The 16036-nt window shown below is 30.5% G+C and carries 14 protein-coding genes and 1 other annotated feature; of the genes, 5 read left to right on the top strand and 9 right to left on the bottom strand.

Features of this window, described 5'->3' with window-relative positions:
- Positions 1-74: 74 nt before the first annotated feature.
- The 5 genes from gatB to H9661_RS10375 form a co-directional block, all read right to left on the bottom strand.
- Positions 75-1514, bottom strand: coding sequence for an Asp-tRNA(Asn)/Glu-tRNA(Gln) amidotransferase subunit GatB (gene gatB / locus H9661_RS10395; RefSeq protein WP_191768663.1), 1440 nt, complete (start codon positions 1512-1514; stop codon positions 75-77).
- A 21-nt stretch (positions 1515-1535) separates the two neighbouring features.
- Positions 1536-2999, bottom strand: a complete 1464-nt coding sequence (gatA, locus tag H9661_RS10390) for an Asp-tRNA(Asn)/Glu-tRNA(Gln) amidotransferase subunit GatA (protein WP_191768660.1) — start codon at positions 2997-2999, stop codon at positions 1536-1538.
- A 12-nt stretch (positions 3000-3011) separates the two neighbouring features.
- Complete coding sequence (gene gatC, locus H9661_RS10385; protein WP_143317922.1) at positions 3012-3299, bottom strand: Asp-tRNA(Asn)/Glu-tRNA(Gln) amidotransferase subunit GatC; 288 nt, start codon at positions 3297-3299, stop codon at positions 3012-3014.
- A 12-nt stretch (positions 3300-3311) separates the two neighbouring features.
- Positions 3312-4601, bottom strand: coding sequence for an aspartate--tRNA(Asn) ligase (gene aspS / locus H9661_RS10380; RefSeq protein ID WP_143317923.1), 1290 nt, complete (start codon positions 4599-4601; stop codon positions 3312-3314).
- 72 nt (positions 4602-4673) lie between these two features.
- Positions 4674-5006: a binding site (T-box leader), on the bottom strand.
- 91 nt (positions 5007-5097) lie between these two features.
- Positions 5098-7746 (bottom strand): cation-translocating P-type ATPase, encoded by a 2649-nt coding sequence (locus tag H9661_RS10375; protein WP_191768658.1) that lies wholly within the window; start codon positions 7744-7746, stop codon positions 5098-5100.
- 384 nt (positions 7747-8130) lie between these two features.
- Between H9661_RS10375 and H9661_RS10370 the strand changes: the two genes are divergently transcribed.
- From H9661_RS10370 to H9661_RS10360, 3 genes are all read left to right on the top strand, one after another.
- A complete protein-coding gene (locus H9661_RS10370; RefSeq protein ID WP_143317926.1) occupies positions 8131-8754 on the top strand; it encodes a DUF4867 family protein in 624 nt (207 codons plus the stop codon).
- A gap of 38 nt (positions 8755-8792) precedes the next feature.
- A complete protein-coding gene (locus tag H9661_RS10365) occupies positions 8793-10274 on the top strand; it encodes an L-fucose/L-arabinose isomerase family protein (protein WP_191768655.1) in 1482 nt (493 codons plus the stop codon).
- A 133-nt stretch (positions 10275-10407) separates the two neighbouring features.
- Positions 10408-11097: a DUF624 domain-containing protein gene (locus tag H9661_RS10360; protein WP_191768654.1), complete on the top strand. Its 690-nt coding sequence runs from the start codon at positions 10408-10410 to the stop codon at positions 11095-11097.
- A gap of 67 nt (positions 11098-11164) precedes the next feature.
- Here H9661_RS10360 and H9661_RS10355 read toward each other — a convergent pair whose 3' ends face one another.
- The 4 genes from H9661_RS10355 to H9661_RS10340 form a co-directional block, all read right to left on the bottom strand.
- Positions 11165-11788, bottom strand: a complete 624-nt coding sequence (locus H9661_RS10355) for a GNAT family N-acetyltransferase (protein ID WP_191768652.1) — start codon at positions 11786-11788, stop codon at positions 11165-11167.
- Positions 11789-11791: 3 nt separating this feature from the next.
- Positions 11792-12358 carry a TetR/AcrR family transcriptional regulator gene (locus H9661_RS10350; protein ID WP_143317932.1) on the bottom strand — a complete coding sequence of 189 codons (567 nt, stop codon included), beginning with the start codon at positions 12356-12358 and terminating at the stop codon, positions 11792-11794.
- A gap of 236 nt (positions 12359-12594) precedes the next feature.
- A complete protein-coding gene (locus tag H9661_RS10345) occupies positions 12595-13128 on the bottom strand; it encodes an RICIN domain-containing protein (protein ID WP_191768650.1) in 534 nt (177 codons plus the stop codon).
- 69 nt (positions 13129-13197) lie between these two features.
- Positions 13198-13950, bottom strand: a complete 753-nt coding sequence (locus H9661_RS10340; protein ID WP_191768648.1) for a class I SAM-dependent methyltransferase — start codon at positions 13948-13950, stop codon at positions 13198-13200.
- A 163-nt stretch (positions 13951-14113) separates the two neighbouring features.
- Here H9661_RS10340 and H9661_RS10335 point away from each other — a divergent pair, with 163 nt between their 5' ends.
- Entirely contained in the window at positions 14114-15076 is a 963-nt protein-coding gene (locus tag H9661_RS10335) for an ABC transporter permease (RefSeq protein ID WP_143317936.1), read from the top strand.
- A gap of 31 nt (positions 15077-15107) precedes the next feature.
- Positions 15108-15989: a carbohydrate ABC transporter permease gene (locus H9661_RS10330; protein ID WP_143317937.1), complete on the top strand. Its 882-nt coding sequence runs from the start codon at positions 15108-15110 to the stop codon at positions 15987-15989.
- Positions 15990-16036 lie beyond the last annotated feature (47 nt).

Here is a 16036-nt window from a genome sequence, read left to right as displayed (position 1 = left end):
CCGCCGTATACCGAACGGTACGTACGGTGGTGTGAGAGGTCGGTAGATAAAATAATTATCTACCTCCTACTCGATTATTGATTTTTTAATATAGTAAAAAGGAGTTCTTTTGCTATCTTTGGGTTTGCTTTCCCTTCTGATGCTTTCATGATCTGTCCCATTAAAAATCCAGCAGCTTGTGATTTCCCAGCAGCAAAGTCAGCTACGGATTGAGGATTGTTATCAACAATTTCTTTAATTAATGATTGGAGTTCAGAACTATCACTAATCTGAGATAAGCCTTTAGATTCAACTATTTTTTTAGCAGAATCACCACTCTTAAACATTTCTTCAAATACTTCTTTACCTACAGTAGTACTTATTTTACCTTCGTCTATTAAAGAGATTAGTTCAAATAAGTTCTTAGAATTAATGTTGTTTGAAGAAGTATCTAGAGATTCTTCTTTATTTAGTCTTAGGAAATCTCCTAAAATCCAATTAGCAACAGCTTTAGGAGGTGCGCCTAATTTTATTGTTTCCTCAAATAAATCAGAAAGATTTTTATCATCAATAATTATTTCTACATCTTTAACGGATAATCCATAAGAATTAATAAATCTTTCTTTTTTTACTTTAGGCATTTCAGGAAGTGTAGCTTCGATTTCCCTAATTTGTTTTTCTTGAATTATTATGGGAACAAGATCAGGTTCAGGGAAGTATCTATAGTCGTGAGCATCTTCTTTGCTTCTCATTGGTACAGTTTTTCCTTTACCGTTATCCCATCTTCTAGTTTCTTGTTTTATTTTATATTCTTCACCATAGTTATACAGTTCTCTTTGGCGTTTTTCTTCTTTTTCAAGAGCTTTCTGAAGTTCTTTAAATGAACTTATATTTTTCATTTCTACTTTAGTGTTTAATTTATCAGAACCAGCTTCTCTAATAGATATATTAGCATCACATCTTAATGAACCTTCTTCCATTCTACAGTCTGAAATATCTCCATATTGCAAAATTGATTTTATAGTTTTAAAGTAAGTGACAGCTTCTTCAGGGGATCTAAGATCAGGTTCAGAAACCATTTCTATAAGAGGTACACCTACACGATTGTAGTCTATTAAAGATACATTATCTTCATCAACGTGCACAAGCTTTCCAGCATCTTCTTCAATATGAATTCTATTAAGACGAATCTTTTTTGTTGTTCCATTAACATCTATTTCTACATAGCCACCTTCACATAAAGGTAAATCAAATTGAGATGTTTGATAAGCTTTTGGAAGGTCAGGGTAGAAGTAATTTTTTCTGTCCATTTTATTTAATTTATTTATTTTGCAGTTAAAAGATCTACCAGCTTTAATAGCCAAAGCTACAACTTCTTCATTAAGGACAGGAAGTGTTCCTGGCAGTCCTAAACAAATAGGGCAGGTATTGTGGTTAGGCTCTGTACCAAACTCAGTAGAGCAGGAACAGAATATTTTAGTTTTAGTTTTTAATTCAGCATGTATTTCAAGACCTATTACGGTTTCTAAACTCATAATTAATTCTTCCTTTCTTTACTAAAGTACTGGTGCAAGAGTAGATATTTTAACTTCTTGCTCTAAAGCGTAAGCTGCTTTAAATATCTTTTCTTCACAAAAATGTGGTCCTAGTATTTGAATTCCGATAGGTAATCCATCTTTACTCTTGGCATAAGGAAGAGAAATGGCTGGTATACCTGCAAGGTTAATATTAACTGTGTAAATATCTCCTAAGTACATTGATAATGGATCTTCACTTTTTTCACCAATTTTAAATGGTAGAGTAGGAGATGTTGGACTTAATATAACATCATATTCATTAAATGCTTTTTTAAATTCTTCTTTTATTTTTTTCTTCAATTTTTGTGCTCTATTGTAATATGCATCATAATATCCAGAAGATAGAGCATAAGTTCCAAGCATAATTCTTCTTTTAACTTCAGTTCCAAAAGATTCAGTTCTACTACTAACTATTAAATCATCTACATCTACAAAATCCTTTGGACGATATCCATACCTTATTCCATCAAATCTTGCAAGGTTTGAACTAGCTTCAGCAGAAGAAATTATATAATAAGCTGAAAGACCTTCTTCAGTAATAGGAAGAGACATTTCTTCAACTTCTGCACCAAGGGATTTTAATTTTTCAATAGAGTCTAATAGAGCTTGCTTAATTTCTTCGTCTAAACCTTCTTTGAAAAATTCCTTTGGAACTCCGACTTTCATTCCTTTAACTCCTGAATCTATATTTGATAGATAGTCGGTTTGAATAGATTCTTTATAGGTTGTTGAATCTAAAGGGTCATCTCCTTGGATTATTTGTAGCGTAAGGGCAGCATCTTTTACTGATTTTGAGAATGGACCGATTTGATCTAAAGAAGATCCAAAAGCAATAAGACCAAATCTAGATACTAAACCATATGTTGGTTTAAGTCCTACAACGCCACAGAAAGAAGCAGGTTGTCTTATTGATCCACCAGTATCAGATCCTAAAGAAACGGGTGCAATTCCAGCACCAACGCAAGCAGCAGAGCCACCTGAAGAACCGCCAGGAACTCTTTGAAGATCCCAAGGGTTTTTAGTTGTTTGAAAAGCTGAGTTTTCTGTAGAAGAACCCATAGCAAATTCATCCATGTTAGTTTTTCCTACGATTATTGCATCTTCTTTAAGCAATTTTTCTATTACTGTAGCATTATAAGGCGGTATAAAGTCTTCTAACATTTTAGAAGCGCAGGTAGTAGAAATACCATCTGTGCAAATATTATCTTTAATTGCAATTGGTACACCTACAAGAGCACCAACGGGTTCTTTATTTGCAATTTTTTTATCTATTTTTTCTGCTTGTTTTAAAGCTGAATCTTCACAAAGTCTAAGATAAGATTGAACTTTAGGATCGATTTCTTTTATAGCTTCAAACAGTGAAGTAGTTACTTCTATAGCAGTAAATTTTCCTTGTAAAACACCATCTTTTATTTCACATATATCCATATTTCTAATATCCATTAACTTCACCACCTATTCAATAATTTTAGGAACCATAATTGCGGTATCCTTCATAGATTTAGTATTTTGGAATAGCTTCTTTTTATCTTCAAATTGAGAAACTTCATCTTTTCTAAGAACTGGTTTTAAATCATCAGATAGAAGATCTAAGTTTATATCACTTAAATCAAATTTATCAATTGATTCAAAGTGGGAGAGTATGCTTTCAAATTCACCAGCAAGTCGTATAGTTTCTTCATCAGTAAATCTTAGTTTAGCAAGTTTTGCTATATATTCAACATCTTTAATTTCAACTTTCATTTTCGTATCCTCCTATGGTTCTAATCTTCTTAAATCTCTTGGAAGGAGAGTAGCTTCTCTAACATTTTCAAGATCTAAGATTTTTAAGGTAAGTCTTTCTAAACCAATGGCTAATCCACCATGTGGAGGCATTCCATATTTAAAGGTTTCTAAATAGAATGCAAAATCATCAGGGTTTAGTCCGAATTTTTTAATATTTTCTTTTAACATTTCATAGTTATGGATTCTTTGACCACCTGTAGTAATTTCAAGTCCTTTAAATATTAAGTCAAAGCTTTTGGTTAAGCCTGGTTTTTCACTGTCAGGCATTGCATACATTGGTCTTTTTGCAACTGGATATTCTGTTAAAAATACAAAATCACAGTTATAAGTTTCTTTAACATATTTTGAAATTAATACTTCTCCTTCAGCATCTATATTTCCAACTGGAGATTTTTTGTTATACTTATCAAGAAGTATCTTATGAGCTTCAGCAAGTGGAATTCTTGGAATTTCAATTTTTTCAGGAAGTTCAATATTATACATTTCAAATTCGCTCTTACAAGTTTTTCTTAAAACTGAGTAAAGATAGTTTAAGAATCCTTCTTCAAGGTCCATAAGTTCAGTTTCGTCCTTAATGAATCCCATTTCTATATCTAAACTTATATATTCATTTAGATGTCTCCAAGTGTTGTGAAGTTCTGCTCTATAAGCAGGAGCAATTTCAAAAACTCTTTCAAAACCAGCACCAACCATCATTTGTTTATAAAATTGAGGACTTTGTGCTAAAAATGCACGTCTTCCAAAGTAATCAACAGTAAACATTTCAGATCCACCTTCAGTACTTGAAGATATAACTTTTGGAGTATGAATCTCTGAAAAACGTCTAGACTTAAGGTACGTCCTAAAAGCATCAGTAATCTCTTCTTGAACCTTAAATACTGCTCTTGTTTTAGGTCTGCGTAAAGCTAATGCCCTATAATCTAGTTGTTTTTCTAAGCATGCATTAAGTTTAAAGCCATTTATTTCAAAAGGAAGTTTGTCATAAAAAACTTCTCCCAAGATTGTTAATTCCTTAGCATCTAATTCGATTCCACCTGGAGCTTTTTCATTCATTACTTTTTCCCCAATTGCTTCAATACTCATCTCTAAGCGAAGTTGTTTTGAATGTTTTTTGTCCATTACAAGTTGAATTATTCCGGTTTTATCTCTAAGATGCACAAAAGATATTGTACTTAGTTCATGAATTTTATGAACCCAACCCCTTACGAGTATTTGCGTGTCTTTAGAATCCTTGATATCACATACGTAAATTCTTTCCATTTTTTAATAGCCTCCTTGTTTATTGCATAGATTAATATAAATAAAAAACGCCCCTATAGGTTTAAATTAACCTATAGGGACGAAAAAAATCCGTGGTGCCACCCTAGTTAGCTAGAGTATTTTAGGATTACATAAGTATAAAAAAACCGTTCCTATACTCATGTATAGGAACGGTGTATATCCGCGGTGCCACCCTAAATTAGCTTTAGCTCACTCATATCGATACAAAAGTTCTATGCTTTTATATCTAGTCATTTTAACGGTTGACAACCGGCTAAGTCTACTTTTTACATTTCGGTTAGCATCTCAAAGGTGTTCTTCCATACATCCATCATACTAGGCTTACACCGTCCCTAGTTCGCTTAGAATCAAGCATGTATTTACTCTCCTCGTCATTGATTTCATTAAAAACTTATTGAATTATTTATTATTATATGCTGGAATTATTAATAAATCAATACCTTTTTTTAAATATTTATAAAAAAGTGTAATTTTATTAGAATTTTAAAGGTTCATTAGCTGTATTCTCAGCTTCATTTTTATCAAAATCTTTAGTAATTATTTTAAATATTTGAATTATGAATGTTGGTAAAAATGCCAATAAGTAAATACTAGCAATTAATGTTCCATCAAGTGGTGTAACTTCAAATAAATTTTGTAGTGGTGGGACAAAGAGTACTAGGTTTAAGAATAATAAACCTGCTCCAAAAGCATACCAACTAAATTTGTTCGAGAATACTCCAAGACCAAATATTGATTTTTTACCTCTACAGTTAAAGCCGTGGAATAATCTAGCTAAACATAAAGTAGCAAAGGCCATAGTACTTGCAGCATGTTCATTACCTGTAGATAATCCAACATGGAAAGCTATTATTGTAAATATTCCAATTAATAGACCTTCAAAAGCAATTTCTTTTACATAGTCTTTTGTTAATATAGATTCTTTACTATCTCTTGGTTTATCTTTTAATAAATCTTTTCTTGATCTTTCCATACCAATTGCAATAGCAGGTAAACTATCTGTTAATAAATTAATAAACAGAAGGTGTACAGGTGCAAATGGAACTGGTAGAGCAGCTATAGAAGCATAAAGCACTGCAAGTATTCCAGACATATTACCTGAAAGTAAGAATTTAATTGAGTTTTTAATATTAGCGTAAACATTTCTACCATTCGTTATAGCTTTAACTATAGTTGCAAAATTATCATCTGTAAGTATCATAGAAGCGGCATCTTTAGAAACTTCAGTTCCAGTAATACCCATAGCTATTCCTATATCAGATTGTTTTAATGCAGGGGCATCGTTAACTCCATCACCAGTCATAGCAACTATTTTGCCTTTGTTTTGCCATGCATTAACTATACGAATTTTGTGCTCAGGTGATACTCTAGCATATACAGATACATGGTCAAGTTTTTCATTAAGCTCTTCATCAGAAAGTTTGTCTAATTCTAATCCTTCAAGAGCTATATCCCCATCTTTTAATATGCCTATTTGCTTTGCTATAGCAGAAGCGGTAATCTTATGGTCGCCTGTAATCATAATTGGCTTTATTCCAGCACTTATGCAATCTTTAACAGCGTCAGCAGATTCTATTCTAGGTGGATCTATCATAGATATTAATCCAAGGAATACAAAATCATTTTCATCTTCTAAAGTAAGTTCCTTTTCTTCAGGAAGAACCTTATATGTGAAGGCAAGAACTCTAAGACCATTTTCTGATAAATATCTATTTGTATCTACGATTTTTGCCTTATCAGCATCAGTAATTTTCCTTAAACCTTCAGATGTTTTTATATGAGTTATTCTATTTAAAAGTACATCAAATGCACCTTTTGTATACATAATTAATTCACCATTAATTTCATGAAGTGTACTCATTAATTTTCTATCAGAATCAAAAGGAATTTCTTTAAGTCTCTTGTACTTTTCTCTAACTTCTTGTTCAGTTAACGAGTGTATATGTCCAAGATTTACAAGAGCTACCTCAGTTGGATCTCCAATTTCATTACCATCTACGTTAGTTGAATCATTACAAAGTATGGCTGCATTTAGTAGGGAAGCGTGAACTTCATTTTCTAAATTTAGTTCTTCAGATTCAACTAATGATGTATCAGTGTAGATTTGCTTTGTGGTCATTTTATTTTGAGTTAAAGTACCTGTTTTATCAGAGCAGATTATGGATACACAACCTAACCCCTCAACAGCTTTTATGTTTTTAATAATAGCATTTTCCTTAGCCATCTTTTGAGTTCCAAGTGCTAATACAATTGTAACAATAGAACTTAATGCTTCAGGAATAGCAGCAACAGCCAAAGCAACAGCAAACATTAATGAATCAAGAATTGGTGTATTTCTATATAGACTTAAACCAAAGACTAGAATACATATAACTAGGATAATTAAAGCTAGTTTTTTACTAAAATCGTCTAATGTTATTTGAAGAGGGGTTTTCTTTTCTTTAGTTTGCTCCATTAAAGTAGCTATTTTACCAAGTTCAGTATTCATTCCTGTACCAGTAACAAGAATTAATCCACGTCCATAAGTAACTAAAGAACTTGAAAATACCATATTTTTTTGATCTCCAAGAGCAACTTCATCAGCCTTTATTACTTCTTCAAATTTTTCAACGGCCTCAGATTCCCCTGTAAGAGCACTTTCATTTATCTTTAATGAGTAAGATTCGATAATACGACCATCAGCTACAACAAGGTCCCCAGCTTCTAAGATTAAAATATCGCCTGGAACAACTTCTCTAGATGGAATTTCATACTTAAAACCATCTCTAATTACCTTAGCATTAGGTGCTGATAGAGCCTTTAAACTTTTCAGGGATTGCTCTGCTTTAACATTTTGAACAGTTCCTAAAATAGCATTCATAATAATAACAGCAAATATAACTATAGTACTTTCTGAATTACCAGTTGCCATAGAAACAATACCAGCAATTATTAATATAGCTACGAGCAAATCTTTGAATTGTTCTAGGAAAACAATAAAAATACTTTTCTTTTTCTTTTCCGTAAGTTCATTGTAACCATGTTTTTCTAAAGAGTTTTTTAATTGATCCTTTGATAGACCATTTTTATTTACATTGAATTTTTTTAAAGCTTCCTTAGATGATTTTGAAAAAAACTTTTCCATAAAATTATTCTCCCTCCATTTTTTGTTGAACAGTTTAAATTAAAACAATAAAAAAAGACTTTTAATATAATTAACATAGATTAATTATATTAAAAGTCTGGTAACCATTTTAGGCATATAACACCAGGTTAAAAACCGCGATTGTTGATGTTATATTTTAAACTACTCCCTCTTAATAACTTAAGAAATATTTATTTATATATTTAGAATACGTTAGAATTGGAAAATTGTCAATAGAGAATGACGAGTTTCAATTTCAATAATTACTTCGAAAATTTCATAATAGTTGTTGACTAATAAAAGTAATAAATGTAAAATTAACTTATTAAAATACTTTTAAAAAGTATTTTAATAAATATAGATAATAGGAAAGAGGCGGGTTTTATGGTCATCAAGAAAGTTACTGATAAAGAATTTAGTAAGTATGGACGAGTTCTAGAAAACTATAGTCTGAAGGAAATAATTAAAAAGATGAAGGATACTCCTTTGCCAAGAGATGTAATATATGAGCCATCCGTTAAGGAACTTGAAGACTTAGAAATTGCAGAGGATTTAAAGGACAGAGCATTTGGAGGATTACCAATACAAATTGGATATTGTAATGGGAATAACTATTTATTAAATGCAGTGGAATATCATCGTTCATCAGAAATAAATATAGCTGTTACAGATTTAATTTTGCTTATAGGTTGTCAGCAAGATATAGAGAAAGATTATACCTATGATACATCCAAAATAGAAGCTTTTTTGGTTCCAGAAGGAACAATCATAGAAGTATATGCAACAACTCTTCATTATGCACCTTGTAATGTAGCAGATGATGGATTTAAGTGCATTGTTGTATTACCAAAGGACACAAATTTACCTTTAGAGAAGAGCATTAATAAAGATGGAGAAGATAGGTTATTGTTTGCTAAGAATAAATGGTTAATAGGACATAAAGACACTAATTTAGATAGCGAAGGTGCTTTCATTGGATTAGTAGGTAAAAATATTTCTATCAAATAGAAGTTTAAATAAATTTATAGTAATGGGGGAGAATTACAATGAATAATATACCAGAATTAAAATTAGGGATAGTTGCAGTAAGCAGAGATTGCTTTCCAATGGAATTATCAGTTTCACGTAGACAAGCAGTTGTAAAATCATTTAAAGAGTTAGGAGAAGAGATTTTTGAGTGTGAAACAACTATAGAAAATGAAGTTCACATGAGAAAGGCATTAGCTGAAATTAAGGCAGCCAATGTAAACGCTTTAGTAGTTTATCTTGGAAATTTTGGACCTGAAACTTCAGAAACATTAATCGCTAAAGAATTTGGCGGACCTGTAATGTTTGTTGCAGCAGCAGAAGAAACTGGAGATAATTTAGTAGGAGGCCGTGGAGATGCCTATTGTGGAATGTTAAATGCTAGTTATAATTTAGCACTTCGTAATATAAGAGCATATATTCCAGAATACCCAGTTGGAACAGCTTCAGAAGTTGCAGAAATGATGCAAGAGTTTAAACCAGTTGCCACTGCATTATTAGGGTTAAAGAATTTGAAAATTATATCTTTTGGGCCACGCCCACAAGACTTTTTAGCTTGCAATGCGCCTATTAAGCAATTATACAATTTAGGAGTTGAAATTGAGGAAAATTCAGAACTTGATCTATTTGCAGCATTTAATGAACACGCAGAAGACCCAAGAATACCTGAAGTAATTAAAAGCATGGAAGATGAACTAGGGGAAGGAAATAAAATGCCTGGAATCTTACCAAAGCTTGCTCAATATGAAATTACATTATTAGATTGGATGGAAGAGCATAAAGGATCAAGAGAATATGTTGTTTTTGCAAATAAATGTTGGCCATCTTTCCAAACACAATTTGGCTTTGTACCATGTTATGTTAATAGCCGCTTAGCTACAAGGGGAATACCTGTATCCTGTGAAGTAGATATTTATGGAGCATTAAGTGAATATATAGGAACTTGCGTAAGTAATGATGTTGTAACATTACTTGATATTAATAATACAGTTCCTGCTGATTTGTATGAACAAGATATTAAAGACAAATTCCAATATACATTAAAGGATACATTCATGGGATTCCATTGTGGTAATACAGCATCTAGTAAACTATCATTCTGTAGCATGAAGAATCAAATGATAATGGCAAGAGCTTTAGAACCAGATCAAGAGCCTAATATAACAAGAGGAACTCTTGAAGGTGATATTATTCCAGGTGAAATAACATTCTTCAGATTGCAAAGTAATGCCGATGCAGAATTAACAGCTTACGTAGCAGAGGGAGAAGTGTTACCTGTAGCAACTCGCTCATTTGGAGCAATTGGAATTTTTGCAATTCCTGAAATGGGAAGATTCTATCGCCATGTATTAATTGAGAATAGATATCCACATCATGGAGCAGTAGCATTTGGACATTATGGAAAAGCTATATATAACTTATTTAGATATTTAGGTGTTAAAGAAGTAGGATTTAATAAATCAAAAGGAATGTTATATAAAACTGAAAACCCATTTCAATAATAAGGAAAACAGTATTTCAAATAAAGGCTGTATGCTTGATTAATTTCAGGTATACAGGCTTTTTCTTATAAAGTTCTAATTTACAAAAATAGGTTTAAATGGTAGAATAACAATAATTGTAAGGGGGGATGTTATGAAAAATGATAGAAATATACTTGATAGTAAGTTATATATTATAACAAATAATATAACTAATTTTTTTATGACGAATTTATATTTCTTATTAGTTATATCACCATTACTTATTTATATGGTCATTTTTCAGGAGAAAGTTTCTTTAAGAGGAATGTTACTTCTTTCTATCTTATTAGGACCAGCTGTTACGACATTGTTTTCTGTAATGGGAAAGCTTATAAGAAGTGGAGAAATATCGGCAACTAAGGATTTCTTTCATTTTTATGAATTGAATTTTCTTCAAGGGTTACTAATAGGAATAATAGTGAATATTGTAATTGGAATTGCATGTTTTGATATGGGGTATTTTAATTCAAATGGGAATATATATGTGGGATACTTGTTTCTAGCTATAATAATTTTTACTATATTAGTACAGTTTTATATCTATCCAATAATATCAAGATATAATATAAAAATATCTTATGCTTTTAAAATTTCATTGAAGCTATTAGTTAAAAAGTTTTATATAAGTATAAGTTGTCTATCAGCAATTATCATAATATTAGCTATTATAAAATTTACTAAATTATCTTTAGTAGGCTTATTATTTGGAGCAAGTGTTATCAGTTATTTAATAATGAAAATAGAAGATAAGACTATTAGTGAGCTTCAAGAAGAAATAAAAGAAAGGTATAATAGCCAATAATGCTTATAGATTTATATAGTGAGATAGTGTCTATATCAATGAGGTATAGGCACTATTTTTATTTCACTTAGAATATTGTATCAATATCAATTATTTTGACCATGCGATGAAGTGAATATGGTGGTTTTTCTATTGAATCAACAATTTTAAAACCTAGTTTTTCATACAACTTAATTGCTTTTTTATTTTCTTTTTTTACAGTTAGTGAGCACTTATTATAATGATTTAATTTAGCTTGTTCCTCGGCAAAATAAATCAATTTTGAACCTATGCCATAACCACGGCTTTCAGGTAATGTAGCTATAGAGCCAATATGATATTCATCTTCTTTTCCTTCATTTAAAGATAACATGGATAATGTTTCTTTAGGATGTAAAAGTATGTAACGAATTAAGCCCAAGTTACGAAGTTTAAATAGTTTTTTTGTGGTTAGCCAATTAAGTTTATTCATAACAGTAACCGGAAAACAAGTAATCATTCCTACTGTTTTATCATTAAGCTTTGCTTCAAAAGCATATTCATAACTAAATCTATTGGAATCTATTTCCCACAATTTTTTAAAAACTTTTTCAATTAAAGTTGGCTCCTTAGAACCTGCAAGAGGATAAGCCATATATTCTAACGCCATGCAATTAAGTTTGCTTCCAACATTAGATAGTGGATCTCCTTTTGTAATTAAAATATCATCCATAATTTAATCATCCTTTCTTTTAACTAAACCATATAAAATAATATTGTTCATTGATTTGATTCCATTTTCAAAACTTATTTGGTTTTTAGAAAGAAACTCAAAATCCAAAAGTTTTTTCAAAGTTTCTTTTAACATTAACTTGAATACAGTTGTGTTAATTTCTTCGAACTCATTATCTTTTATACCTTTCTCAATTAATTTTAAAATTGGGTCCCATAAAATATTTATATTATTATTCACTTTTTCACATAAGTCAGGATAATATCGTTGAAAATCATCAATGTGACGAATTATAGCACTAAGATTATATGCATAAGGAATGTTTTCAAAATATAGTTTGATTTTTTGTTGAAGTGTAAGAGTACTATCTTCAAGGATTTCAGCATCTAAAGCCATAATTTCATTAAAAACAAAGTCTATAGTTTTTTCTATAATTTCATCTTTGGAGGCAAAATATGAATAAATTGTACGCTTACTTGTGCCTAATTCCTTTGCCAAATCTTCGGTTGTAAATTTAACACCTTTATTTCCTAAAAGTTTTAAAGTTTTTTTATATATTTTCTTTTCCATATATTAAACATCCTCCCTTTGCAGCACCGGCGGTACTGCAAGAGTATTTATAGTACCACTATACTTATTAAAGTCTTTTTTGTCAATAAATAGTTTGAAGTTATTTAATAATGAATATATAAGAAAGGTATAATTTCGCTAAATGATATTTTTGCAAAATACAAAAAGCCAATAATCTTTAGTAAATCATTGGCTTTTTATAAATTATTAAAATCAAATTTTTTTAATTTAATTTGCTAATTAGAAGTGAATCTAAACATTTGGCTATCTCTTCCAGTAAAGTAATATTGTACAATTGGTATAGTGCTATCCATACTCTCTCCTAAAATAGTTAAATACTTTCCACTATGTTTAGCTTGAATATAATAATATTCATTATTCCCAGGAACGGAAATAAGCTTGAATTTTTGACAATCTTTTTCAGTAGGTGTTTCAAGTGATTGCATTTGTACAATTGGTGTAAGATTATTTGTACTTGTAATAGTTAAATATTTTCCACTATGTTTAGCTTGAATGTAATAATATCCAAACTCCTCATTTGCAGGAATTATTTCGAACTTCTGATTGTCATTACCATTAGGATCAAATTGTATAACTGATACATAATTATCTGTAGATGCGTGCATAACATCAAAAACTTTCCCGCTATGTTTAGATTGAATACAGTAAGCATTTGTACTTTGTATTTGCTCAGTTGCAAATGCTTGTGTACTAACCCCACCAAAAATAAAACTTGTTAATAAAATAAAACTTGTTAATAATTTTTTCATAAAAACTTCCTTCTCTCATTTCATTATATTTACATATTATCAAATTTTATGTTTAAATGTAAGTTGTTTTTATGAAAATAACTGATTTTGTGTGGAGATACAAAAAATCTTATTTTTTTTCATTAGAACTGTCCATAAAAATGATTTCCCAAATATATTTTCATTAGTAGTTTCTATCATTTCTCTAAATTCGATTATTTGGAAATATGGTTCTAAGACTTCTTTGAGTTTATGTTCAGAAAAGCCCATTCCGCCATGCATTGAGCAATCCTTATAAACATCATAGTCTGATATATTTGAACCACCTTTTAGGTTAAAACATACCATTGCAAAGTATCCATCAGACTTTAAATATTTTGATATTATTTTTAGATATTCAGGTCTTCTATGAGGCTTTATATGATGAAGACAGCCGCTATCATAAATAAAGTCGTAACTTTCTTGGGTATCTTTAAAATCAAATATGGACTGACATAAAAAGTTAACGTTTGAAGAATCTTCTTTTTGTATTTGTTTTCCCCATTCAATAGAAGTTTTTGAAAAATCTATACCGGTAGTTTGAAATCCGTTTTTATAAAGATAAAAAGAGTTTCTGCCATATCCACAACCTATATCAAGAGCCTTTCCTTTTTTCAATAAGTCTTTGTCCATATAGCTAACAAGATTTTCATCAGGAATATTTTTAAAAAATGGGATAGGCTTCTCTCTATCAGAATAGAATTTATTCCACCATTCATTATCCTTTTCTTCTAATAAGTTGTCTAACATAACAAATACATCGTTATCGTTTTTTATAATTTCAGAATTAAGTTTATCTTTCATAAATAGTCTCCTTAGTAGTTAATTGACTGTATACATAATTATAACATTTAGCCTAAATGAAGGAACTCTAATTTTTACATGAAAACATATACATTTTTGAGGGTAGTTGCAATTTAGAATGAATAATAAAATTAATATATCAAGGAAATAAGGGGGGACATAAATGCAAGTTCCAGTAGTAGGTACAGAAAAAGTTAAAAGCAAGAAAGAGAAAAAAGTGAAAATATCATGGGACTTAATGAAAAGACAAAGAGTCCTAATATTTATGTCATTGCCTTTTGTCATCTGGGTAATAATATTCAAATATTTACCGTTAATAGGTTGGACAATGGCATTTCAAGATTATAAACCAGGAAAAGGGTTTTTGGATCAAACTTGGGTAGGGCTAAAACATTTTAAAGAATTATTTAGTGAACCTCAATTTTATCAATCCTTACAAAACACATTGGCAATGAGTATATTAGGATTAGTATTTGGTACAGCAGCTTCTATAATTTTTGCTTTGTTTCTTAATGAACTAAGAAGTGTTAGATTCAAAAGAGTTGTACAAACAGTATCATATTTACCACACTTCATATCATGGGTTGTAGCAGCAAGTATTATCACAAGTATGCTTGCACCAAGTGGAGTAGTAAATGAACTGCTTATGAATTTGCATATAATTAGTACTCCAATATCATTTATGTCAAATCCCAATATGTTTTGGGGAATAGTTACTGGATCAGATATATGGAAGGAAGTAGGATGGAATGCAATAATATATCTTGCAGCTATGACAGCTATAGATCCAGAGTTATATGATGCAGCAAAAGTCGATGGTGCAGGGAGATTTAGACAGATAATTAATATAACTCTTCCATCAATAAAACCAACGATAATAGTTTTACTGATTTTGAGTATAGGGAACTTAATAAATATAGGATTTGAAAAGCAAATGCTACTTGGTAACCCGATAGTTGCAGATAAATCTTTAGTACTAGATAAATATGCATTGGATTATGGTATTGGGATGTTTAGATATTCCTTTGGTACTGCAATAGGTATATTCAAGTCAGTAGTTAGTATCATATTAATATTTGGTGCAAATAAAATAGCTAAAAAAGCTGGGGAAGGAAGCCTTATATAATTAAAGTTAATAAGGGTTAGGAGGAAATTTTATGAGGAGAAAAAAGATTAAGGCTTTTGATGTGATTTTAATAGTAATAATGGTAGGGATTGCAATAATAACAATATATCCATTTCTAAATGTTTTAGCTATTTCATTAAATGATGCGAGTGATACTGTAAAGGGTGGAATTCATGTGCTTCCAAGAGCATTAACTTTGGAAAATTACAAAGAGATATTTAAAAATAGTGATAATTTGGGAAGAGGATTGTTCATATCAGTAGCAAGAACAGTAGTGGGAACTGCTACAGGGGTAATAGCAAGTGCTATGGTAGCTTACACCATTAGTAGAAGAGAATTTATATTTAATAAAGCAATCACAATATTATTTGTTTTAACTATGTATGTTGGTGGTGGATTAATTCCAGAATATATGCTTATTAGAAATCTTGGATTAGTAGGACACTTTTCGGTGTATATTTTGCCGGGATTGATTAGTGCATTTAATGTAATTGTAATACGGTCGTTTATTGATGGGTTACCACCAGCTTTAAATGAATCTGCTATGATAGATGGCGCCAATGATTTTACAATATTCTTTAAGATTATATTGCCATTATGTTTACCGGTTATAGCTACAATAGCACTGTTCATTGCAGTTTATCAATGGAATAGTTGGTTTGATACTTATCTTTATGCTAAAACAAATGATTCATTAACAACACTTCAATATGAACTTATGAAAGTTATGGGTAATGCAACTGGTAATGCAAAGGTTGATGGTAGTAATGTATTAATGCAAGCAGCGTCTACAAATCCAGAATCTATAAAAATGGCAATTACTATGGTTGCAACAGTACCTATATTGTTAGTTTATCCGTTTGTGCAAAAGTATTTTGTAACTGGAATGACTTTAGGTGCTGTAAAGAGCTAATAAGAGTAAATTGCTAAATGAATATTTAGCATTTAGATATATCAATT

The sequence above is a fragment of the Clostridium cibarium genome (assembly GCF_014836335.1).
GTDB classification, from domain to species: Bacteria; Bacillota; Clostridia; order Clostridiales; family Clostridiaceae; genus Clostridium; species Clostridium cibarium.
Note: the sequence above shows the minus strand (reverse complement) of the source record. Positions and strands in the feature narration are given on the sequence as shown.